Source organism: Mucilaginibacter sp. P1_A3, assembly GCF_056406855.1.
This window is the reverse complement of the sequence record NZ_JBFTZJ010000006.1, coordinates 103,907-128,975: the sequence shown is the minus strand read 5'-3', so window position 1 is coordinate 128,975 and position 25,069 is coordinate 103,907. Positions and strand designations below refer to the sequence as shown.

The following is a 25,069-nucleotide window of genomic DNA, read 5'->3' as shown; positions in this document are numbered from 1 at the left end:
GCAACAAACTAAATGAAAATCACTTTTATATGTAGCTCTTTGCAAATCGGCAGTGATGGTGTTGGCGATTATGTACGCCGGCTGGCCTGTGAACTTATAAAGACCGGGCACCAGGTAAATGCTATTGCATTGAAGGATAGTTATACCAGTGTTATTGAAACCGATGTACAAGTATTTGACAATATAGAACTCCATGTATTTCGCCTGCCCGTATCTTTAAATACCGTTGAGCGCTACAACTATTTAAGCAAGCAGGTAAATCTTTTTAAGCCCGATGTTATAAGCTTACAATATGTTGGTTTTGGATTTCATAAATACGGGCTTCCGTTAGATATTTTACTTAACCTTCGCAAAGCGATTGGCAGTACCCGGTTACAAATAATGCTTCATGAGCTTTGGTGTGGCATGGCAGTAAACGCGGGTTTTAAAGAAAAAGTGCTTGGCAACTTACAAAAACTGTTTTTGAAAACACTCATTACTGTTTTAAATCCCGAAACAATTTTTACAAGCATAAAACCTTATTTACTTTTCTTAAAAACAATACGAATCAACGCAACGGTGGTTCCAATATTTGGAAACATCCCCACAAATGAATTTGGCAATGATAGTGATTGGAAAAACCTGACTAAGTCTGCTAATCTTTCCAATTTAATATCAACACCTAAAAAATGGCTTGTATTAGGTTTTTTTGGCACAACTTATAACTGCCCCGGTTTAGATAAGTTGCTGAACACTGCAAGTATAGCAGCCCAATCTGCAGGTTTAAATCTCGGCATTTTGGCAATCGGTCATAGTCGGGGCCAAAATGTAGGCGATATGGCACAAAAGATGCGCAACGTAACTTATTGGCAAACAGGTACCTTATCGCCTGGCATGATTAACCATTGTATGCAGCTTGTTGATATAGGCGTGGTAACAAGCCCGGTTGATGGGATAGATAAAAGTGGATCGGCAATAGCCTGGATGGAAAGAGGAATTCCGGTTATAATTTCAGAAAAGGATAAAACCTACATTGAACACGAAATGCCAAAACTTGGTATTTACCAGGCATCTTCGCCCGGTGCTGTTGTAACTGCATATAAAGCTAAAAAAGCTTTAAAGCCTAAATCTAACCTCAAAGCTGCAGTCATCGCGTACGCAAAATAAGGCTCCAAATACAATCAAAAATAGCTTCCTGATTAACGTGCTACCTGGGTTAGCCATGTGCAAAATTTGTCAACCTAATTGCTCAAACACTATTCGATATGACTCCCTACAGAAAAAAAATATTACTAATTGGCCATACAGATGGCCTGGGAGGTGCCCAAACCGCCTATCGCGAGTTATTTGATTTTATTAAACAAGAAGGATATGATGTTAAGATTATTAATTTAACAGATAGAACCATTAAAGAGCAGCCTTTTGGACAGGACATTTTGATAGGACTTATTGAGCACAAGGTTTCTGGAGCATTTCAAAAAATCAAAAAATACCTGTCATTAATTTCTGCAGGTTTATCTGCTAAGTTTTTCCATCCCGATATTTTTGTAAGCATTGGATTATCAAACTCAGCCAATTTTATATCCGGTTTTTTACCCGGCAATTGTTTCAAAATAGCCCAGGATTTTATAGCCAACAGGTCAAAGGAAGAAATGATCTGGAACGAGAGCCGCAAAAAATTCAATGGCATTGCCGTTCAGGCACCTTCAATGCTTAATTACTGGAAAGCCACTCTTGATAATCCTACCGATGTAAACTGGCTTCCATGCTTTCCGCAACCCCCCGTTAATGGCGTTTTAAAAACAATGGATAGCAAACCCAAAGAGCAAATTAAACTGGCTTATTTTGGCAGACTGGCTGGTAATAAAGGATTGCCATTATTGTTTAATGCACTTGCCACGTTACCAAACTCAAGCAATTTAGCCCTCGATTTATGGGGAAAAGGCGAAAAAGAAGCTGATTTAAAACAGCTTGCAAAAGAACTTAATATTGAAAAAAAGATAAAGTTTTTAGGTGGCTACCCCGGTGAACGGGAAGGTGCCGAATTGATGGCATCATATGATGCACTGGTTTTAACATCAACAGAAATGGAAGGCCTGCCACTTATCCTGTTAGAATCAATGGCTTACGGTTTACCTTTTATGGCCACCAATATTGGCGCCATTGCCGATTGTTGCATAGGCAATTCAGAAGCTATTTTGGTTCAGCCAACCCAGGATAACATAACCATAGGTTTGGCTTTACTGGTAAGTAATATACAAAACAATCTATTTGACCCCAAGAGATTGAGGCAATATTACGAGCGAAACTTTTCGCCCGGCGTAATGGCCTCCCGCTGGAAAGAATGCCTTGATAATCCCCAAATATTTTTTTCATGAATCAAACCAAAACCATATTGATAACCGGATACTCCTTAAACAATGGCTTAAAGCAAGTAGTTAATTGGGCAAAAATCAATGCCTGATCTTCGCGGTTATTATTACATGTTGTGTTTAATAGATAAATAAACGTTTTACCCCTCACGTTACCCATAGCAACATCTCATGAAACACAACCCCCAGCTTGATGCGTTACGCGCTTTGGCTGCCTTAGCAATAATTGCCTTTCATTACCTGCTTTTTCCTGCAGGGTGGATAGGCGTTCAATTCTTCTTTGTGTTATCGGGATTTTTAATTTCCGGTATAATTTTAAAAGGTAAAAAACAATACACGCACACAGGAATGACCGCTTTTTTTAAAGATTTTTATAAACGCCGCGTATTGCGTTTATTTCCTCTTTATTACGGTTACATTTTAATACTCGGCATATCCTATTTGTTTTTGAAAAAACCCGAGGCACTGGATATTGAATGGCCATGGCTGCTTACTTATACACTCAATTTTAGATGGTTATTTAACGGCTACACATTTCATATGGTTTATGGCCATTTATGGAGTTTATCGCTTGAATGGCAATTTTACCTGGTATGGCCACTTTTTTTATGGTTGTTACCTAAAAAAAGCGCGACCATGGTATTTTGCTGGTTAATTCCGTTAGCAATGGTTATCAGAATATTAGCATACGTTATTTGCAACCATATTCAATACCTCGTGGGTTTTAATGGAAATGCCAAAGCAGAAGCTCTGGCACCCTATGTATTGCCTTTTTCACATCTTGACGCCTTTGTTTTAGGCGCCCTATTGTGTAATGAAAAAGTCAGAAAAGTATTGAGTAAGCCACTCTGGGTATATTCAAGCATGGCGCTCACTGTAACAGCAGGCCTACTGCTTGTTATTACCATACCCGCGTATTCATTGGCATCATTGGGCTGGCCAAGTAATTTACCATCTGCCTATCAATGGATATGGGGTTATTCGTTACTCAACTTCACAAGTGCTACCATTATTGCGGCAATTATTGAGCGAAAAAATGCCCGTTTATTTTTATTTACACGTTTACGCCTCTTACAATACCTGGGTAAAATTTCTTACGGCATATATGTTTACCATCCCCTGTTGGTGTTTGCAATGTTTGCCATCCGGGACAAAGTAAGCCCATTCCCAGGCAAAAGTTTATTGGAATTGCTATTGATAATGATATTGACATCTATAGTTGCCCATTTTTCATACCACTTATGGGAGAAACACTTTATCAAAAAGAAGAAAATAAAAACAGCGATAACTAAACCATTGCCTGAACCCGAAGTAGAATCTGAAATACTTTATACCAATTAAGCTCAAAGAAATTAATTAATCATTTTAAATGAATAATAGCATAAACAGGCAGTTAATTATTATTGCCCCCACTTGCCCACCGGGAGTTTGCGGAGTAAGCGACCATGCCTATAAAACAGCTTTGGCTTTAAACAAATATTATACTTCGGTGAAAATAGGAGTTGAATATTTCCCGGAAGAAATTGTTGACGAGCCTTTATCATTAACAACTGCTTACTGGTGGTTATTGGTTGAACAATGCATAAAAGACAAAGCGCCTGTTGATTTGCTGCTTAATTATACACCAACAAGTTACTCAAAACTGGGCTTACCATTTAACTTGCTAACTGCGTTGAGAAAATTCAAAAACGCGTCTGAAAAGAATCACGTATTCGTATTTTTTCATGAAACATGGGATGGCAGCAAAAATCTTAAACCCCATCACCGTTTACGTAATGTTTTTATAAAATATACCATACGATTAATATGCAAATTATCTGATGGCATCACGGTAGTTACTAATGAACAAAAGCAAAAGATTGAATCCATAACAGTTAGCCAAAAAGTTAGGCTAAGTATGGTAGGTGCAAATATTTTACCTTTTGATAAAGAGTATGGCTTAAAAAGTGCAAGAAAACCTGGTGAGTGGATAATTTTTGGTTTGGCGCATACCCGTTTATGGACATTGCAACAACACCTGCCTTTAATTAAAGAACTTTATGAAAAAGGTGTGATCAAAAAGATATATGCCATAGGCCCTAAAAATAATCATTTCGCTACCCAGGAACTGGATCTTTCTGTTTCCACTTTCGGGGATGGTTTTTTAATACAGATGGGCGCGCTCAAACACGATGAAGTTTCAACCATGATGCTAAACGCAGAGGCAGCTTTGGTAGGTCAAAATGCAGATAGCTTACGTAAATCAGGCACATTTGCAGCTCTATCAGCACATGCCGTACCCGTAATTTGCGAAGCACCATTATTGTTAGATGAACCGCCGGGCTATGCCATATTTCGCCCTCATGAACTGATAAACAATCTTAACATCATCTCAACCACCGAGGGCGAAAAACGCCGGCTGCTATTACACCAGTGGTTTTGGCTAACCAGAAGTTGGGAAGCTATCGCTCTTGACATGCATACCTGGATAAAGAGTTGATCATTATTTACAATTTTATACGGTGTTATTTTCAAACAGCTTTATGAAAATAGTTTTATCTCATCCTACCGGTAATCGTAATGTACGTGCTGTTATGGCAAGCCTGGCTAAGGCCGATATGCTTGCTCAATTTAACACAACATTAGCTGCCGCACCCAATTCATTATGGCTTAAACTTTTACCTGCAGGCACCCGCAGCGAATGGTTGAGAAGATCATTCCCACTACCAACGGCCTGCATACATACCAGGCCTGCACTTGAACTTGCTCGTATGGCGTTGCCCAAATTAGGATTTGGCAAATGTGTTGAGCATGAAAAAGGCTGGGCATCTGTTGATGCAGTTTACCATGATCTGGATAAGGCTTGTGCTAAACAATTATTAAACCTGGCAAAAAAAGGCAAAGCAGATGCAGTTTATGCGTACGAAGATGGCGCGCTGGCGACATTCAAACAAGCAAAAAAGCTGGGACTTAAGTGTATTTATGACTTGCCAATTGCCTATTGGGAAACAGTACAAAAACTACTAAGTTATGAAGCGGATCGCCTGCCACAATGGGCAGTAACGCTGGGGGGAGGCATCCTTGACTCGGAGGCTAAGCTTGAGCGTAAAACACAGGAGCTTGAACTTGCCGACGTTGTGGTTGGGCCGGGAAGTTTTGTTATGGACTCAATACCCTATTGGTCGAACAAAAAAACAATAATGTCTCCCTTTGGATCACCGGCATTGGATAGCATGAATAAACAACCGGTACTAAGCATAACTAAAAAGAGCAACGCCCCTTTACGCATTTTATTTGCAGGTTCAATGGGGCAGCGCAAAGGCCTTGGCGATTTGTTTAAGGCAATAAAAAAGCTGGATAACAAAAATATCGAACTGGTTGTAATGGGTTCGTTATTAGCCCCAATGGAATTTTACCGCAATGAACTGCCTGATTTTACGTATGAGCCGGGCAGATCACATTCCCAGGTATTGGAGCTGATGCGATCATGTGATGTATTTTGTCTGCCATCAATTGTGGAGGGCCGGGCACTGGTTATGCAGGAAGCAATGAGCCAGGGATTACCCCTTATAATTACGCCAAACACAGGCGGTGCCGATTTAATTGAAGAAGGTGTAACAGGCTTTCTGGTTCCCACACGTTCGCCCGAAATTATTGCCGAAAAAATTTCATGGTTTTTAGACAACCGCGATCTGATACCCCAAATGGGCGAAATGGCCCGCGAAAAAGCGGCCTCCTATACATGGGAAAACTATGGAAACCTGATAGTTTCTTCTATCACAGAATATTTAAGCTAACACAACCCATTAATATTTAATTATGGCCACAATTGAAATTCCTGCCGCAATGAAATTGGGGGGCAACAATCGTTCAAAAAGGTTTCATTTAGCAAAACCCATTATACGTAAAGATCCCAACCTGTTACTTAAACAAGGGATCTGGGCCTACTTTTTACTCTTAATTTTTGAAGGCGCGTTACGTAAATGGGTATTGCCGGGTTTATCAACACCTTTACTTGTAGTTCGTGACCCGTTGGCACTTTGGCTGGTTTTACTTGCATGGAAACGCAATCTTCTCCCTGTTAATTTATATGTAAACGGCATGATTGTTATTGGTGCGTTGGGCATAATTACAGCACTGGCATTTGGCCACGGCAACTTTGCGGTTGCCATTTACGGAGCCCGCATTTTAATGTTCCACTTCCCTTTAATGTTTGTTATAGGCAGGGTGTTTGATAGGAACGATGTCATAAAAATAGGCAAAGCAACCATATGGATAACTATTCCGATGGCTATATTAATTGCCATGCAGTTTTATAGTCCACAAACCGCATGGGTAAATCGTGGTGTTGGCGGCGATATGAAAGGCGGCGGTTTTGACGGAGCAATGGGATTCTTTCGTCCACCTGCAACCTTTTCCTTCACCAACGGAACTGCTTTATTTTTTGGTTTTTCTGCCGCTTACGTATTTTATTTTTGGCTCACTCCTAAAAGCATCAACCGCCTTGTACTTATAGGCGCTACGCTCGGCGTATTAATAGCTATCCCCCTATCAATTAGCCGGAGTTTATTATCACTGGTGCTGGCATGTTTATTATTTTCATTAATAGCCATATTGCGTAACCCAAAATACCTTGGCAAAATGGTTTTGGCTGTGGTAGTGCTCATTATAACTTTTGCTGTGTTAAGTCAATTAAGCTTTTTTGCTACCCCCATGGAGGTATTCACACATAGGTTTACCAGTGCCAATGAAACGGAGGGCGGTGTATCGGGTGTGTTTGTTGACCGTTTTTTAGGTGGGATGGTTGGCGCAATAATTGAATCGGCCGATAAGCCATTTTTTGGATACGGATTGGGGATGGGCACCAGTGTAGGCAGCATGCTTATCGCCGGCGATCATACTGTATATCTTATATCCGAAGGAGAATGGGGCCGTTTGATAGGCGAAATGGGAATTATCATGGGCTTTTCGGTAATTATAATCCGCATATCATTTGTATGCAATCTGGCCATAGATAGTTTCCGTAAAATTGCTTCAAACGACTTTTTACCATGGATGATATGCAGCATTGGCATTTTGGCCATTATGCAAGGTCAATGGGCACAGCCAACATCCTTGGGCTTTGATGTTATACTCGGTGGTATTACACTGGCAGCTTTACGCACACCCAACCGCAAACTATGGCTGGTGAAAACTATGGAAACACAGTAACACGCTCAGCAACTCCATAAAATCTACAGCATAATCCATTCAAAATTTATACCCCTATTATATGTTATTAAAAAATATGATCGCATCGTCCTACACAGAATCTGTAAACGAATTGATTGATGTATTATATTCAAGCAAAATACTTGAAGATAGTATAAACGCAGCCGGTTTAGCTATCAAAAACGCCATTTTAAACGGCGGTAAGTTAATCACCTGCGGCAATGGCGGCAGTGCTGCAGATGCACTCCATCTATCTGAAGAACTTGTAGGACGATACAAGGCCGAACGCCGCAGCTTGCCTTCTATATGCCTTAATGCCGATGTTACCGCGATAACCTGTATAGGTAACGATTATGGGTTTGACAAAATTTATTCAAGGCAATTACAAGGACTTGGCAAACCGGGCGATGTAATTGTTGGCTTTAGCACCAGCGGCAATAGCGCGAATATCATCGAGGTATTTAACCAGGCTCATAAACAAGGCATTACAACAATTTACCTTGGTGGTAAAAACGGAGGTGCTATAAAAGGTACTTGTAACCATGAAATTATAATCCCCAGCAATACTACCGCACGCATCCAGGAACTGCACACCGTGATCCTGCATCAATGGCTTGAAGAACTTGACATTACAGATTGGAACACTTTAACCCCATGATCATGAATTTATCCTTATTACTTAAACAACTTGGCAATGTTAAAATATTGGTGTTAGGTGATCTTATGCTTGATCACTATGTGTGGGGTAACGTCCACCGGATCTCACCGGAAGCGCCTGTTCCAATTGTGCAGGTAACAAAAGATACCTACACGGCGGGTGGCGCTGCCAATGTTGCCCTTAACCTTACAAACCTGGGTGTAAAAACCAATGTAATGGGCCATTGCACACAGGATGATGCCGGCAAGCGACTGGTAGACATACTATTAAGCAAAAACGTTAAATATGTACAGCCTGAGTTACTTTTCCAGGCTCCAACAATTATCAAAACACGCGTTGTTGTACATTCACAGCAGCTTTGCCGCATAGATCGTGAAGATACGCGCGAATGCTACAGCATTGACACAGCCCCCAATTTTGAAAAAATGTTAAGCCAGGTTTTATCAGAAGTTGATGCAGTGATCATATCTGACTATGCGAAGGGCGTTATCACCCAGTCGTTAATGGATTCGGTATTAAAAATAGCCAAAACGCTTCCTGATTTACTGGTAGCTGTTGATCCAAAACCAGCCCGCCGTCTTTCATTCCGGGGAGTTGGGTTATTAACTCCAAACCGATCAGAAGCGCTGGAACTTGCCGAACTGCCAGAACCTTCGCCTGGTGAAAAATATCCGCTCGAAAAAATATGCAAACGCATACATGATATTTACAACCCCGAAATTTTGATAGTGACACTGGGTGCCGATGGTATGGCTATAAGCCATCGCGGCGAAGTAGTTGAACATTTACCTACTGTTGCCCGCCAGGTTTTTGATGTATCCGGAGCCGGGGATACCGTTATAGCAACATTAACAGCTGCATTGGCAAGCGGCGCAAATGCTGCGGAAGCCGCCCGCTTGGCAAACGCAGGCGCGGGTTGTGTGGTTGCTCATGTAGGTACCGCGCCCGTAATGTACAATGAGCTTGAAGATTGGCTTGAAAAAGCCGACATGGATTATCAAAATATTTAGCCAGCTAAGTATCAGCCCCAGTTATTAAAGCTTAAAGCATTAATAATAAAAACATTGTATGGCTATTTCAAAAAACAACAGGATACTTATTTACCGCCTTGGCAGCCTTGGTGATACCATTATGGCTTTACCCAGCTTCCATAAAATAAAGAATTCATTCCCCCTTGCCGATATTACTTTGCTGACCAATAAGCCGGTAATGACTAAAGCAGCAGCCATAGAAACTATTTTAGGAACTGAGTGCTTTTTTAACCGTACTATAAATTACCCGGTTGGCACAAGAAGTATCATCGTACTTTTTAATCTTATCAGGCAAATACGGGCACTTAAAATTGATACTGTAGTTAGCATTACCCCTACCCGTTCAAAAAAAGCGTTATTTAGAGACAGCTTGTTTTTTAGAGCTGCCGGCATTACTAACCTTATTGGGTTTGATGGCTTAAAAAAGGAAGACTTTGAGATCTGCATTGATCCCCAAACGGGAATAGACGAATGGGAAGCTAAAAGATTAGCCAGGAGAATAAAGGTATTAGGCGATGTTGATTTTAATGATCCTAATAATTGGGATCTCCATTTAAAAAAAACCGAAACTGATGCTGCAAACAAATATATTGATGTAATGGCCCAGGGAAAGCCGGTTTTTGCTATATCGTTGGGGACCAAAAACCAGGCAAATGATTGGGGTATTGATAACTGGCAAGCATTACTGGCGCAACTTTCAGGAGTAATATTAAATTGGACATTAATTATCCTGGGTGCCGAAGATGATGAACATGCGGCCGAAGAGTGCCTTAAAGCATGGGGTAGAGATGGAATTAACTTATGTGGCAAAATCACACCCCGAATATCTGCCGCATTACTAAAAAAAGCTGAACTATTTATCGGTCATGACAGCGGCCCGATACACCTGGCTGCCTGCGCCGGCATCCCGTGTGTTGGTATCTACTCCGCACGAAATATGCCCGGCCAGTGGTTTCCAAGGGGAAATAACAATAAAATACTTTACAAACTACCGGAGTGTGCCGGCTGCGGATTGGAAACATGTACCGTTCAGCAAAAAAAATGCATCCTATCAATAACAGTAAACGAAGTTAAACAAGCGGTAATGGAAATTGTGGATATGAAAAAAACAAAAGTTAACCCCGTTTTACCAATTAGTTTATAAATATGAAAGTACTTCATGTTATAAGCAGTATGGATCCTAAAACAGGAGGCGTTTGCGAAGCAGTAAGAATAATTGCCGGTGGTTTACAGGAATCGGGGATTGATAACGAAGTGGTTTGTTTGGACGAGGTTATTTTTAACAGTAACGGGCATTATATACAGCATGCATTAGGGCCAGCCAAAAACGCATGGTATTACAGCAAAAAATTACTCCCCTGGCTTATAGAAAACATTGCGCGTTTTGATGTAGTTATAGTTCACGGTCTTTGGCTCTATCACAGTTATGCGGTTACCAAAGCCTTTGGCAGGTTAAAAAAAACTGTGCCCGCGGTAAAACTACCAAGGTTGTTAATTATGCCACACGGGATGCTCGACCCCTATTTTCAACGTGCTAAAGGCCGTAAAATAAAAGCGTTACGAAATGTTATTTATTGGGGCTTAATTGAAAAAAACACTATCAATAAAGCCGATGAAATACTTTTTACCTGCGAAACTGAGCTTCATCTTGCACGTGAGCCTTTCTGGCCATATAAACCTAAAATGGAGACTGTTGTAGGGCTGGGGGTTGAAGCGCCCCCCGCTTACAACACCGCAATGACATTGGCTTATAACAATAAATTTCCGGATATAACAGACAGCCCTTATTTACTTTTCTTAGGTAGAATCAATGAAAAAAAGGGCGTTGATTTATTGATTAATTCCTATCAAAAAATGGTTGAGCATCAAATCGCTCGTACTGGCGAAGGCAAACCAAATACTATACCCAAACTTATCATTGCCGGCCCGGGGCTGAATACCATATACGGAACACAATTACAGCAATTAGTATTGGCGTCGGCTTTACTAAATAAACTGGTGCATTTTCCAGGCATGTTAACAGGAGCGGCAAAATGGGGAGCATTTTATGGTTGTGAAGCCTTTATACTTCCAAGTCACCAGGAAAATTTTGGTATTGCCGTAGTTGAAGCGTTAACCTGTAATAAACCTGTTTTAATATCCAACCAGGTAAACATCTGGCGCGAAATTGAAGAAACTGGTGGAGCTTTGGTTGCCGATAATACCCATGAGGGAACCTACAAATTGCTGCACGAGTGGAGTAAGCTATCTGCAACAGATAAGAAAAAAATGGGATATAACGCCCGCCGTTGTTATGAAAAGCATTTTGCGGTAAGCACGGTTATAAGCCGTTTTCAGGAGGTTTTTAAAACAAGCCTAAGCTACTAATCAAATAAAACAAAAATTTACTTATGCTTTCATACCACAGCACGGATAGTGAGGATGGATATTTACGTCCTGTATTTTCGTTCGGTAATAAATTAAAAAGGTTTGCCTGGAACATAACCTGGATTATATTATGCAGATGGACTCCCAACCCAATGCATAAATGGCGTGTTTTAGTAATAAGGGCATTCGGAGGTAAGCTGGGAGAAAAAAACTTTATCTATCCCTCCTGTAAAATATGGGCGCCCTGGCTGTTGGAAACCGAAGAAATAGTAACCATTGGCCCCGGTGTTGAGATCTATAATCCCGGAGGAGTTTATTTGGGTCATCACGCTATTCTATCGCAAAATTCATATTTATGCGGAGCAACTCATGATTATAATACGGCAGATTTTACCTATATCATGAAGAAAATAGTTATATCCCCCTATACATGGATCTGTTCAAAGGCAGTAGTGCTTCCTGGTGTATATTGTAAGGAGGGCAGTGTTTTAGGAGCCGCTTCCGTAACATCACGCGACCTGGAACCATGGACGGTTTATGGAGGTCACCCGGCAATACCACTTAAAAAGCGAACCAATTTTTTAGCCCCATTAAAAGAAGCATAGGTATGAACGCAAACAATCTTCTGCCAGATTATGATATCTGTATTTTAGGGAGCGGCCCCGCCGGTATAATTGTCGCGTTAGAGTACGCTCGCCTAAACCCACAAAACAGTGTTCTATTAGTGGAATATGGCTCCCAGCAACAATCTGGCGAAAACAATCTCGATAAATCAATACATGTTAAAAATCAGCAAAACCATCATATTCCATCCGAGTGTACAAACAAAGGCTTAGGGGGCACATCAGCCACCTGGGGCGGCAGGTGTGTTATGTATGATGACATTGATTTTATTGACCGGCCTATTTTAAACGGCAACTGCACTTGGGACGAATCCATATTTGAAGAGGTTAAGGCTCATGTACCTGTTGCCGCTAAATATTTTGAATGCGGCAAACCAGAGTTTACCTTTCCTGGCTCATCAAACCTAAATCATAAACCAATTGCCGATGGTTTTAAACAGGGTATAGTTACAGATGCTGTACTGGAACGTTACAGTATGCCAACCCGGTTTGGAAAACGTTATAGCGCCGATATTGAAGCACAAAAAAACTTAACGGTTTTACAGGGTTTTGAAGCGAGGGACTTTGCCGAACCTGATGAAAACAATAACATCTCTTTTTTAATAATCAGGGACGTTGAAACGCAAAAACTAAAAAAGATAATTGCAGGCAGGTTTATACTTGCTGCCGGAGCACAGGAAAGCACTCGTATACTACTACGTAACAGTCAATTATTTAAACAATTAGGAGCCCCGCCTTTTGCTTTGGGTAAATATTACCAGGGGCATATATCCGGAAAAATCGCTTCTGTACGCTTTTCGGGCGATCCTAAAAAAACCGATTATTCATTTTCAAGAGATACTGATGGTTCATACACCAGGCGTCGCTTTCAGTTTGATACAACGTTTCTAAAAGAAAACAATTTATTAAATACAGCTATCTGGCTTGATAACCCTTTATATTTTGACCCTAAGCATAAAAGCGGGGCAATGTCATTCATGTACATGGCAATGATAACGCCGGTACTGGGCAAAAAATTAGCGCCTCCGGCTATAGCGCATTCCATCACCAAAGGCAAAGTAAACAAGGTACCTGCACATTTAGGTAATATAGTACGAGGATTGCCAAACTCACTTTTAAAACCGGCATCCATATTTTATAAAAGATATTGCCTTAAGCGTAAACTACCGGGGATATTTCTGTATAGTCCGCAAAATACATATGCACTTCATTTTCACGCAGAGCAGATCCCTTTTGCAGGCAACTATATGAAACTTGGATCAGATGGTGAAAGCTTAATTATAAACTACTCGCCTACAGATGCCGATGTTGACTCGGTAATAAAACTACACGAGGCACTTGATAAATGGTTAAAGGATTGTAATTGCGGCGAACTAAGCTATTGGTTTAGTAAAGAGGATTTACCTGGAGCAATTAAAAAGATGTCAAAAGATGGCCTTCACCAGTCCGGAACTACAAGAATTGCCGATTCGCCGGATATGGGTGTTGTTGACAAAAATTTAAAAGTATGGGGTACTAATAACATATATGTATGTAGCAGTTCTGTTTTCCCAACATCAGGCCAGGCTAATCCCACTTTTATTTTAGGGGCTTTTGCGGCACGGTTGGCTCAGCACTTAACCGGTCTTCCTACAAATCTTAACATTCCTAAAAAAGAAAATTTTAAAATATCCTTTGATTCAATTTTATAAAAAATGGTATCAGTAATAATTCTAACAAAAAATGAGGAAACTGACCTTCCTATATGCTTAAAATCATTAACATTGACAGATGATATACACGTTCTTGATTCATTAAGCACAGACAAGACCTGTGAAATTGCAAAATCATACGGAGCAAAGTTGTCAGTTAACGCATTTGAGAGTTTTGGAAAACAGCGAAACTTTGCACTTGAAAATATTAAAATCAAATATGATTGGATACTTTTTTTAGATGCGGATGAAGTGGCCAGCAGCGAATTTAAAAAAGCGGTACTTACCGCTATCAACAACGCTGGTGATGATATTGCGGGCTTCTATTGCTGCTGGAAAATGATGCTTGAAGGGAAATGGCTTAAAAACTCAGATAACTTTCCTAAATGGCAATTAAGACTTATAAGAAAAGGCAGGGTAAACTATACCGATTTTGGTCATGGCCAAAAAGAAGATGAGGTAATTGGCAAAGTTGAATATTTAAAAGAGCCATACCTTCATTTTGGTTTTTCAAAAGGATGGTCGCATTGGATAGAACGTCACAATCGCTATTCAACACTGGAAGCTATTGCCCGTTTGGATAATCAGCCGCCATTTAAAAACATTTTCAGCAAGCATGGAAGTTCGCGTAACCCGGCACTTAAATCATGGCTCAGCAAAGTGCCTGGTTGGCCATTGCTAAGATTTATACAGGCTTATGTCTTCAACTTAGGTTTTATTGAAGGCTTACCCGGATTAATATATTGCGTAAACCTCTCTTTTTATGAACACATGATTACAATAAAAATGAGAGAGGTTTTATTGAAACGAAAAGATAAGATAAAAGCTATCCCTCCAATTCAAAAAGAAGAAATTTCAATAAAGCTGGAACTTAAATAAGCCTCCTTTAAAGTAAAGCATAACCTATTTTTTTTACTGTTATCTATCCAAGTATTACACGTCATCCAGTTTTTTTAAAGCCATTTACACATTTAAAACTCACCCCGGGATTTGTAAATAGTCTACACCATTATACGCAACAGTTATAGAAAGAGTTACAAAAAATAAATTCAGTTTATAAACCTAATCCAATTAAAATTATGAAAGCGTACCAGGTTTTACCAATTACTTCTTTTTTAAAAGCAGGTGCAAATTATACACACCATGATAAATACATTGAATTTACTATTGATAAAGTATCAGAGGCAATAAAAGCCAATGCATATTATTTTAATGAGCCGGAGTGGGCCGAAGAATATTTAACCTACTGCCACCGGAGCGATTCATTTAAAAGAAGATGGTTGGCCGCTATAGGGAGTTGGGATGATAAAATTGTTGTAGATATTGGTTGTGGACCGGGGAATATTTATGCAACATTAAAAGGTAAACCAAAGCTTTTAATCGGTATTGATGTTGCGCCAAAATCACTTGAATTAGCAAACGACCTGGGGTACACCAGTGTATTGGCTGATGCCACTTCCCTACCCTTTATATCTGGATTTGCTGATGTGGTTACCTTAAACGCCGCGCTGCACCATTGCGAAAACATGGGTGCTGTTTTGGCAGAGGCAGCACGTTTAGTAAAACCCGGTGGAATATTGATAACAGACCATGACCCGCAATTAAGCGCATGGGATTACCAGGGTATAGCTAAACTACTATGGAACAGCAGAAAATTAATATACAGGATCACCGGTCGGGGCTTTCATAAAACGCAGAGCCAGCAATTTTGGGGATTGGCCTGCGAAATTCATCACAAACCAGGGCATGGCGTTTCCAACGCTCTGTTTTCTGATACACTTGAACCGCTTGGTTTTCGTGTAAGCGTTTTCCCGCATAACCATGAACTTGGTGAGGAAGTATTAGCTGGAAAAAAAGGTTTGCCTGAGCTTAAATACCAATTAGGCAACTTACTTTCCGGAAGAAATCCATATGCCAATGCAAGCGCGCTCTCTTTGATGTGCCTCGCAAAAAAATCAGCGTGATTTCACCTGTTTTCCCAAACAAAATAAACAATATCATAATACCCAATAACACTTTTAAAATTATTAGACATGTTGGCCCCAGAAGAAAAAAGTGTGCTTATAATAGGAATTAATTTTTCACCAGAACTTACCGGCATAGGGAAATACACAGGTGAAATGGTTGATTGGCTTATTGAAAACAATTTTTATTGTACTACAGTGACCGCTTTTCCATATTATCCATACTGGAAAATACAAAAGCCCTATAAAAACCGATTTTATAAAAGAGAGACGTTAAAGAACGGTAAATTACATATTTACCGATGCCCCATGTACGTTCCCGAACAGCCAAGTGGCTTAAAACGACTTATTCAGGAATTTAGTTTCTTTCTATCGTCGTTGATAATGATTATTTACCTGTTATTTAAGCCAAAAAAAGATTATATTTTCTGCATCGCTCCCCCCTTTCATCTAGGTTTTCTGGCGCTGATATATCGTTTTTTTAAAGGAGGTGAAATAATTTATCATATCCAGGACTTACAGATAGAAGCAGCCCGCGATCTGGAAATACTTAAATCAAAGGCGGCGTTCAAAGCTCTTTTTGCACTTGAAAAACAAATTATGCAAAGAGTAAATTTTGTAAGCACCATCTCTGCCGGGATGTTAAAAAAAGTATCAAACAAAATAGATAAGCAAATACTATTTTTCCCTAATTGGGTTGATACAGCCACTTATTGTCCCTTATATGATAACGCCGAACTGAAAATACTGTGGGGCTTTAATCCAAAAGATAAGATAGTATTATACTCGGGCAGTATTGGTGAAAAACAAGGATTGGATGGTATACTTCAAGTTGCCAAACAACTTGAATCATCGGGCTTTATAAAGTTTGTAATTTGCGGTACCGGGCCTTATAAGGAAAAACTTATAGAAAGTGCCCGGGAAATGAAACTCCATAATGTTCATTTTGTGCCTTTACAGGAACCCGATATGTTCAATAATTTTTTAAACATGGCTGATATACACCTGGTTCTTCAAAAAAAGAGCGCAAGCGATTTGGTTATGCCATCAAAATTAACAACCATATTAGCAGTAGGCGGCCTGGCTTTAGTTACAGCCGAACCGGGAACAAATTTATTTGAAATTATAAATGATAACAGGATGGGTGTAGTTATACCATCAGAAAATTTAAGATCACTTGAAAATGCAATTCTATCATGTTGTACACTTGATAACTCCCTTGTGAAATCAAATGGACGAATATATGCCGAGAACCATTTAAATAAAAATAGCATACTTAAAAAGATCCTCGGCATTTTAGAGGACAGACCAATAAAGGTCAATGAAGAAGATCGACAATCGCTTGAGTACCTGGAATTAAAGTGATTTTATAAATTTTAGCTGCGTGTTTTGTAAGCATATATACAAATCAAAAAAGCATCAGAAAAAAAATTAAAATATGTAATAAAAAGTATAACCATTGGCTGAATGGTACGTATACAGAAAAAAACAAAAAGTGGAACGGTATCCGTATTTTTCATTTAAAGGTTCTTCTGTAATGACTTCACCCATCGATGGCAAAATCTATGTGACAGACATAGAACGTGATCTTACTTTTTATGGTTCAGTAGTATCATTTACAGAAAGCAAGGATGTTATAACAGTATCCTTAACTGATGTTAAGATTTATGAATACTCTTCTTCAAACTACTTGTTTAGCGAGTCTGAAATTTCTTTTTCCAGACCAAAAAACCTCCTGCATATCGAGAAAGTCAGGTAATTCCCGGTTTAAACTACTCCATTATCACCATTATGGGGTTGAAAACTATAACTTAATTACGCCTTAATTTTAATACCACATTCGGTTGGTTGCATCGATTGTATTGGTATAATTTTATAAGTTACCCCTTACTCCCCGCTTAAATTTTATATTATTTAAAATCCCGGCACTAAACCAAATTTCATTTTGATAGGCAACCCGCTTTGTCAAAAACCTATAATTCATTAAATCTAAATCAAATCACTGTGAAAAAAATTGCCCTAATTACAGGTATTACCGGCTAGGTATGATCTAAAAATGCTGGTCCATGATATAGTGCCATCTGATATTACCTTGTTCCAGAAGGAAAGAGTGTTAAAGGAATTAGGTTACGTAATTAAAAACCAATACGAATAGTTCAATAATTAAACCTAACTAACCTAAATTATGTGAATTTAATAATCATAGATGATGAACCGATTCAGCATTTTATCATGAATAGAATGCTGAAACTATATATCTCTCTGGATCTTGATAAGATAAAACATAGTGATAATGGCTTTACTATCCTTGATTTTTTTAGACGAAAACAAGGATAATGCCGATGAACTACCCGATATTATATTTCTTGACTTGCATATGCCGATAATGAATGGTTGGGATTTTTTAGAACATTTTGAAAAAGCACATAAAAAATTCAGCAAATCAATACTGGTATATGTCATCTCTTCATCAATTGACCCCAACGAAATATCACAATCCAGGAAATATACTTTTGTTAAAGATTATATAATTAAACCTATGACTACCGTGGCCCTAAAAAAAATATTTGAAGGTTACCAACCAACTTCGGGCAAAAACAATCTTTAGAATATGAAAATTGGTATTGAAAAAACATTACTTGATAAAATAAGCCAAATTACCCCGCTCAAAAAACAAATAAAGTATTGGCAGGGCGAAGGTAAAAAAGTTGTCTTCACCAACGGTGTGTTTGATCTTCTACACATTGGCCACATCACTTACCTGGCTAAATCTGCAGAATTAGGTCATAAATTGGTTATAGGGCTTAATGCAGACATATCAGTAAAACTTATTAAAGGAAATGACAGGCCAATAAACGATCAAAATAACCGTGCAGCTTTATTAGCCGCGTTATTTTTTGTGGATGCTGTAGTAATATTTGATGAAAGCACGCCTCTTAACTTAATCAGCACATTAATGCCCGATATATTGGTTAAAGGCGCTGATTATTCAATTGAAAATATAGTAGGCGCCGAAGTAGTTATTGCAAATGGCGGAGAGGTTAAAACAATTGATTTGGTAGAAGGATATTCATCAACATCAATAATTGAAAAAATAAAAGAACAGACTTTATAAAAGATTAATTATAGATGCTCCCTAATAAGAACAATCCAGCTTAGCAAGCGTATTAATCTTATTTAAGAACAAATCCTAGATTACCCCTTTTAATAATTTCGTCCTTAAGCTATAAATGGCTGAAGATATTTATGACGAATTGAATGCAGTCCTCTTAAACCTGTCGCGATTAATACGGCGTCGCAAGCTTAGCATACATAAAAGCCTTAAATGCAGATGCTAACCGGCGTAATCTGTGAATACCAATAGCAAAGTTCAATAACGGCAATTAACAGAACCAATTTCGTTTCAATTGTAATTGACAGTTGGCCCCCTCTCTACTTTTTTAAATATTAAAACTTAAACTAATTAAATAAAATGAAAACTTTGGCAAAATCTTTTAAAGCAGTTATCCTCGGTAACGCCGATACGATACAACTTAGAAATGTATTCTTCGTTGTAATTATACCAATTATGATTTTGATATTCATGTTTATACCGCATGGAAAAAATTAATCAAACATCGAAAGATAGCATCGAAGAGTTGTTCCGGGCTTAAAATTTATTGTTTTATTATGCCCCTTTTTATTCCCGAAGCATGGTATTTATGCTTTGGGCTTTAGTTTTATCTCACTAATAATTTAGTCCCGGTTATTTATAATGATCGGGATTTTTTTGTAGTAACAGGGGATCAGGAGCAAGGCGTTAAACAGGTTGTAGCCGATATGAAGAGTAGTTTGGAGAGAAATATGCATAGTTTTGGTGAGCTGGGCGCCTCCCGAGTAGCCGCAATGTATGCGCATATCTGAAAATTATTGAAAGTAGCTTTTTGAATGGTGATACGTGAAAAATGCGTTGATATATTAATATATTAGGTGTTTATAATGCTCGATTTTAAATAAAAACCTTTGCCTGTAATATATCTAATATGTCGAGAATAGTAATTTACACTTTTGGTTCGTTAGGGGATCTTAACCCTTACCTATCCATTGGATTAGAATTAAAAGAACTCGGATTCGACGTAATAATTGCTACAAGCGATATTTATAAAGTCACGGTTGAAAAAACCGGGTTATCTTTCCATTTAGTGAGGCCATTGTTTTCTAACTATATTAATAATGAAGAAATCGCCAAAAAAGCGATGGATTTAAAACGAGGTGGTGAATTTATAATCAAAGAAGTAATTTACGGGCATATTGAAGAAAGCTATGAAGATTTAATTTCCATAGCATCAACCGCAGATCTATTAATCACACATTCTATTTGCTATGCCGGGCCAATTGTGGCGGAAAAGTTAAAAATGCCATGGATATCCTGTGCGCTATCGCCCAATATTTATTTATCATCATATGATCCACCCGTATTTCCGATCTCACCTGTTTTTCAATATTTACCTCAATTGGGCAGAGGAGCAAATAAATTATTTATCAATATAACAAAACAAGTAGTTAAATCCTGGGGCAAACCTGTTGATACCTTTAGAAAACAATTGAAACTTCCTAAAGGCCGAGATCCGGTTTTCGAACAATTGCACTCGCCTTATTTAACACTCTCCCTGTTTTCATCTGTTATTGCCAAAAAACAACCGGATTGGCCACAAAATAATATCATTACCGGCTTTTGTTTTTATGATAATTCTTCAGTTAATCCGGGCCTTGAGTCATTCCTTAACGAAGGTGAGCAGCCCATATTATTTACACTGGGAACGGCAGCAGTACAAACAGCAGAAGATTTTTACGAAATCTGCTTTGAAGCCCTAAAAAGTATAAATACCCGTGCAGTTATCTTAAAAGGGAATAATAGTGTAAATATCCCTTCTGATCTTGATTCAAACGTTTATGTTGGCGACTATATTCCATTTAATCAAGCGTTTGGCAAATGTTCTGTAATAGTTAATCAGGGTGGTATTGGAACAGTAGCTCAAGTTATGCGGGCAGGAAAACCAATGATAGGAATCCCCTTTAGCCATGATCAACCAGATAATGTATTCCGGGTTAAAAAATTGGGCATGGGTGAAGTTATTTATAGGGAAAATCTAACCGTTAAAAATCTGCAACAACAACTCCTTCTACTCTTGAAAAACCCCAATTATACACTTGCGGCAAAACAAATTGCCGGGGAAATAAATGGCGAAAATGGAACAGTAAAAGCATGCCATGAGATTTGCAGCTTTTACCAAAAATTATAAATATCAAAACCTCGCGAAACATCCGATCTGAGTAGTTATCGGCAATCCTGAAGTATTACCAGATACGATTAAAACCAGAAACAAACTAAAGCTCTGATGAGCTAAGCCATCCGGGCGCGAATCCAATCCCATTGAAACTATTCAGATTAGTTTTCCATTATCTCTTTAGTTAACATATCGGCAATTTTTTTATTTCCCTTATCAGATGGATGCAGACCATCGTAGGTATAATTAATCGCCTCAGGGGGATAAGGATATTCATCTGTCGACGGATTAAAAGTGATCCCTTTATAATCAGGATATTTGTATTTTTTATAGTTTCCTGTCGAGGGATCTTTCAGCCTTTTAAATTTCACCACGTTACTTAACCTTATACCGCTTTTATTATAGAGGTCTACAACTTTAAAATGCTCATAGCTGCCTATTTCCTTCACAGCCGCGGCAAATTGCGAAAGTTCCTGACCATTTTTGGCGTTATATGATCCGGTGGCGTTATTATGACTGTCGGCTATGTAAATAAAATCGCCCCGCTGCAATGGCGTAATGAGTATAACTTTGGCATCAGGATTTAACGACCTTATTTTATTTATAATGATACGATAAGCGCCGCATACGGTATTAAGTCCTGTATTATTTTTATAATCATCAAGATTACCTAATGGTAGGCCAGCCCACCAATCATTTGTGCCCAGTAAAACCGAATAAACATCTGTTTTTTTGAGCCCCAGGTTGTCAATTTCTTTAGCTATTCCAATAGCTGTCCAACCATTATGTCCCTGATTAATGTATTTGATATTTGGCAGTTGCTCTACTACCCTGGTCAGATACCCTTTGGTCACCCTGTTTCCAGTTTCGTCCAGGTGGTCATTGAGGTAAGTAATTGAATCACCAATGGCAGTCCATGTAATTTCAACCGGTTTAAACGACGTAAAGCACAATAAAATGGATGCAAGTATTAGTTTTATTTTCATATTGGGTACTGTTATTTGATAGGGTGGTTATCGATCTACTTTTATTTACTAACTGTATAAATTGGCTGTAAAACCATTGTTTGAGTTTCTAATTCAAAGCTATGAAGTTACTTTATATTTCTCTGTTGAATCGTCACCGGCTCTGTAAGTTCCGGTAACCGGATCCCAGAGTTCCTCCGCCCCATTTGTCCGAAAGCTAAGTTCGCGGGTGAATCCTTACTTCCTTTCAATCATCCCCAAGAAATGAAAATAGAAATAACAGTAAGGGTTTGACACAGTTCTGACCATAATCCTCTCTTAAACAGGTAAATTAGATTATGAAAAATAACACAACTTTCTGGTTCTTCACCGTCATGATCGCACTGATTGCGACAGTCGTGGTGTGCAAAATATAAGGATCATCGGCTTACCATACAACAACAAAGGGCAGACATTCAACATGCCCGCCCCTTGTAATCATTTTCATAATATTCTCAGCTCACGGCCTCTAAATAGGAAGCGTAACCCAAAAAGTACTACCTTTCCCAAGTTCACTTTCAGCCCATATTTTACCGTTGTGCCTGTCGACTATTTGGCTAGTTAAATATAGTCCTATGCCCAATCCTGATATACCTGGGTCATTACCTTCAATCCTGAAAAACCTCGAGAATATTTGCGAAAGTTTATCTGCGGCAATACCCAATCCGTAATCCTTTACACCAATTGTTACCTGATCTTTTGTATTGCTCAGAAATACTTCCACCTTATTTGCTTTTGGTGAGTATTTGATGGCATTGGTCAGCAGATTAATGAGTACCTGCTCAATCCGATGAGGATCTCCATTTATTTTTAAACCATGAACTTTACTTTCCAATATGATCTGGTAATTGATATTGGATTGTTGTATCAGCTCAATAGCATTCTCTACAACAGTTTTTATCTCAAATTTTTCTGTGGCCAGCTGCATTTTTCCTGCCTCAATTTTAGATACATCCAGCAGGTCATTTACCAGGGTTATAAGTTTCTTTACCTGGTGCATTGTCTTATCCACAAACCTCTTGCTGTTTTCATTGGTTTCTAAACGATGGAGAATTTGCAAATATGCGCTTATGCTTGTTAACGGTGTTTTTAATTCATGGCTGGCTAAACCAATAAATTCATCTTTTTTATCATTCAAAACCTTAGCCTCCTCGTATAATTTGGCATTATCTATACCAATGGCAGCCTGCGCTGCGATAGACGATACAAGATTTTCATGTTCTTTTGTAAATTTCCCAGGCTCCGGATGTCCAAAAAACAAACCGCCTATAACAGCCCCTCCCCTGGAAATAACTGGCACCGCCAAATAACTAACAACGGGCAAATGCCCTTCAGGCATACCATGATAAGGGGTATTCTTCCCATAACGGGGATCTTTGGTAATATCAGCTGATCTTACAACACCATGCCCAGAGAAAGTTGGATTGAAAACGGCTGTATTGCGGGGCATGCTAAATTTTTCAAAAGCTTCCTTAGGCGCACCCGAAAGTGTGTATAACATCATTGATTCGCCTTTCGCATCAACGGTATTATAAAAGAACGCGCCAAATTTCGCACCGGTTAGCTCGGTTGTTGCGTCGGTTACTTTTTGTATGATCTTATTTAGGTCCAGTTCTTCCGAAATGGTTTCTATTATCGTATTGATGACCTCCAAACGTTTGGTATAGGTCCGCGTGGCCTCATGACCAGCCTGCTGTTCGCTGATGTCACGGGCAATTTTAGAGGCACCAATGATTTTTCCGGTGCTGTCTGTTATTGGAGATATTGAAAGTGAAATGGGGACCTCATGCCCATCCTTTGCAATCCGGATGGTTTGAAAGTGGTCAACTCTGTTTCCCTTGATAATTTCCCCGATAATAAATTCTTCTTCGCCCATGCGGACTGGCGGTATTATAAGGGATATATGTTTACCTAACACCTCAGCTTCTGTATAACCAAACATTTTTTCGGCCGCCCGGTTCCAGCTGGTGATGATCCCCCCTAATGTTTTACTCAGGATAGTATCATCAGAAGTATCAATAATTGAAGCCAGAATAGACTGTTTTTCTTCAGCTTTTTTTCTTTCCGTTATATCACGTGCAATTTTTGATGCGCCAATGACCTTGCCGCCACTCCCTATTATCGGCGAGACCGTTATGGAGATTGGAATTTCATGGCCGTCCTTCGCTACACGAATAGTTTCAAAATGATCTAATTTATTTCCTTTGGTTATTTGTCCGATAATAAATTCTTCCTCTTTGATACGGGAAGGAGGAATAATCAGTGAAATATGCTTACCAACGGCTTCATTTGCTGTAAAACCAAACATTCTTTCCGCCGCCGGGTTCCAGCTGGTAATAATACCATCCAATGTTTTACTGATAATGGTATCATCAGAAGAGTTGACGATAGCAGCAAGCATAGCCTGTTTTTCTTCTCCTTCGGTTAATCGTGTTACATCAATCAGGGTATTTATAGCACCTGTTAAAATACCCGCTTCATTAAAAACAGGGGCCGGGCAGGGTTTTACTTTAACTCTTGTACCATCCGGCCGTTCTACTATGATCTCTTCGCCTTCAATGGCAACGCCCTCTTTAAGCGTCCGGGCCATCGGACACAAATGAAGCGGCATAGGCTTCCCGTTTAAATAATATATTTTCCAGGAACCACACCAAAGATCTTTGCCAATTTCGGGCTTTCTGCCCCAAAGTTTTTCTGCGGCTATATTGTATGAGGTAATATAGCCCAAACTGTCGCAAGTATAAACAGCGACAGGCAATTCATTATATAAAATATTTGCCAAATAATTATTGGTATACTCCCCCTTGTTTCCTACCAAAGGGATGGGCAAAAATATCGGATGAGATTCTGACATGATAAACGCAACAAGCAATATTCCAATTTGTTGTATTGAGCTACTAAAAATTCAAAAAAACGGCCAATA

General features: G+C 39.0%; 21 protein-coding genes. 18 read left to right on the top strand and 3 right to left on the bottom strand.

Annotated elements, in window-relative coordinates; translation table 11 throughout:
- The first annotated feature begins 12 nt into the window (after positions 1–12).
- From AC1D0K_RS13860 to rfaE2, 17 genes are all read left to right on the top strand, one after another.
- Positions 13–1,146: a glycosyltransferase family protein gene (locus AC1D0K_RS13860; RefSeq protein WP_477397150.1), complete on the top strand. Its 1,134-nt coding sequence runs from the start codon at positions 13–15 to the stop codon at positions 1,144–1,146.
- Between the two features lie 98 nt (positions 1,147–1,244).
- Complete coding sequence (locus AC1D0K_RS13855; protein WP_477397152.1) at positions 1,245–2,357, top strand: glycosyltransferase; 1,113 nt, start codon at positions 1,245–1,247, stop codon at positions 2,355–2,357.
- A gap of 165 nt (positions 2,358–2,522) precedes the next feature.
- The gene (locus AC1D0K_RS13850) at positions 2,523–3,692 is read left to right on the top strand and encodes an acyltransferase family protein (protein ID WP_477397154.1); all 1,170 of its coding nucleotides are present in this window, start codon (positions 2,523–2,525) and stop codon (positions 3,690–3,692) included.
- 28 nt (positions 3,693–3,720) lie between these two features.
- Positions 3,721–4,830, top strand: a complete 1,110-nt coding sequence (locus AC1D0K_RS13845; RefSeq protein ID WP_477442011.1) for a hypothetical protein — start codon at positions 3,721–3,723, stop codon at positions 4,828–4,830.
- A 43-nt stretch (positions 4,831–4,873) separates the two neighbouring features.
- Entirely contained in the window at positions 4,874–6,127 is a 1,254-nt protein-coding gene (locus AC1D0K_RS13840) for a glycosyltransferase family 4 protein (RefSeq protein ID WP_477397158.1), read from the top strand.
- Between the two features lie 22 nt (positions 6,128–6,149).
- Positions 6,150–7,541, top strand: coding sequence for a hypothetical protein (locus AC1D0K_RS13835; RefSeq protein ID WP_477442009.1), 1,392 nt, complete (start codon positions 6,150–6,152; stop codon positions 7,539–7,541).
- A 61-nt stretch (positions 7,542–7,602) separates the two neighbouring features.
- Positions 7,603–8,199: a D-sedoheptulose-7-phosphate isomerase gene (locus AC1D0K_RS13830; RefSeq protein WP_477397908.1), complete on the top strand. Its 597-nt coding sequence runs from the start codon at positions 7,603–7,605 to the stop codon at positions 8,197–8,199.
- 2 nt (positions 8,200–8,201) lie between these two features.
- The gene (locus tag AC1D0K_RS13825) at positions 8,202–9,209 is read left to right on the top strand and encodes a bifunctional heptose 7-phosphate kinase/heptose 1-phosphate adenyltransferase (RefSeq protein ID WP_477397910.1); all 1,008 of its coding nucleotides are present in this window, start codon (positions 8,202–8,204) and stop codon (positions 9,207–9,209) included.
- Between the two features lie 58 nt (positions 9,210–9,267).
- On the top strand, positions 9,268–10,374 hold the full coding sequence (locus AC1D0K_RS13820; RefSeq protein WP_477442007.1) for a glycosyltransferase family 9 protein: 1,107 nt from the start codon (positions 9,268–9,270) through the stop codon (positions 10,372–10,374).
- 2 nt (positions 10,375–10,376) lie between these two features.
- Entirely contained in the window at positions 10,377–11,597 is a 1,221-nt protein-coding gene (locus AC1D0K_RS13815) for a glycosyltransferase (RefSeq protein WP_477397914.1), read from the top strand.
- A gap of 23 nt (positions 11,598–11,620) precedes the next feature.
- Positions 11,621–12,202, top strand: coding sequence for an LbetaH domain-containing protein (locus AC1D0K_RS13810; RefSeq protein WP_295719204.1), 582 nt, complete (start codon positions 11,621–11,623; stop codon positions 12,200–12,202).
- 2 nt (positions 12,203–12,204) lie between these two features.
- Complete coding sequence (locus AC1D0K_RS13805; RefSeq protein WP_477397918.1) at positions 12,205–13,911, top strand: GMC oxidoreductase; 1,707 nt, start codon at positions 12,205–12,207, stop codon at positions 13,909–13,911.
- A 3-nt stretch (positions 13,912–13,914) separates the two neighbouring features.
- Complete coding sequence (locus tag AC1D0K_RS13800; RefSeq protein WP_477397920.1) at positions 13,915–14,790, top strand: glycosyltransferase family 2 protein; 876 nt, start codon at positions 13,915–13,917, stop codon at positions 14,788–14,790.
- A gap of 200 nt (positions 14,791–14,990) precedes the next feature.
- Entirely contained in the window at positions 14,991–15,875 is an 885-nt protein-coding gene (locus AC1D0K_RS13795) for a class I SAM-dependent methyltransferase (RefSeq protein ID WP_477397922.1), read from the top strand.
- A gap of 69 nt (positions 15,876–15,944) precedes the next feature.
- A complete protein-coding gene (locus AC1D0K_RS13790) occupies positions 15,945–17,240 on the top strand; it encodes a WcaI family glycosyltransferase (protein ID WP_477397924.1) in 1,296 nt (431 codons plus the stop codon).
- Positions 17,241–18,168: 928 nt separating this feature from the next.
- Positions 18,169–18,483, top strand: coding sequence for a response regulator (locus AC1D0K_RS13785; protein WP_477397926.1), 315 nt, complete (start codon positions 18,169–18,171; stop codon positions 18,481–18,483).
- Between the two features lie 3 nt (positions 18,484–18,486).
- Entirely contained in the window at positions 18,487–18,990 is a 504-nt protein-coding gene (gene rfaE2 / locus AC1D0K_RS13780; RefSeq protein WP_295719214.1) for a D-glycero-beta-D-manno-heptose 1-phosphate adenylyltransferase, read from the top strand.
- 620 nt (positions 18,991–19,610) lie between these two features.
- Here rfaE2 and AC1D0K_RS13775 read toward each other — a convergent pair.
- The gene (locus AC1D0K_RS13775) at positions 19,611–19,772 is read right to left on the bottom strand and encodes a hypothetical protein (RefSeq protein ID WP_477397929.1); all 162 of its coding nucleotides are present in this window, start codon (positions 19,770–19,772) and stop codon (positions 19,611–19,613) included.
- Positions 19,773–19,897: 125 nt separating this feature from the next.
- Here AC1D0K_RS13775 and AC1D0K_RS13770 point away from each other — a divergent pair, with 125 nt between their 5' ends.
- Complete coding sequence (locus AC1D0K_RS13770) at positions 19,898–21,157, top strand: glycosyltransferase (protein ID WP_477397931.1); 1,260 nt, start codon at positions 19,898–19,900, stop codon at positions 21,155–21,157.
- A gap of 146 nt (positions 21,158–21,303) precedes the next feature.
- On the opposite strand, the gene AC1D0K_RS13765 is transcribed toward AC1D0K_RS13770, so the two are convergent.
- On the bottom strand, positions 21,304–22,128 hold the full coding sequence (locus tag AC1D0K_RS13765) for an SGNH/GDSL hydrolase family protein (protein WP_477441999.1): 825 nt from the start codon (positions 22,126–22,128) through the stop codon (positions 21,304–21,306).
- A gap of 487 nt (positions 22,129–22,615) precedes the next feature.
- Positions 22,616–25,000 carry a PAS domain S-box protein gene (locus tag AC1D0K_RS13760; protein WP_477441997.1) on the bottom strand — a complete coding sequence of 795 codons (2,385 nt, stop codon included), beginning with the start codon at positions 24,998–25,000 and terminating at the stop codon, positions 22,616–22,618.
- Positions 25,001–25,069 lie beyond the last annotated feature (69 nt).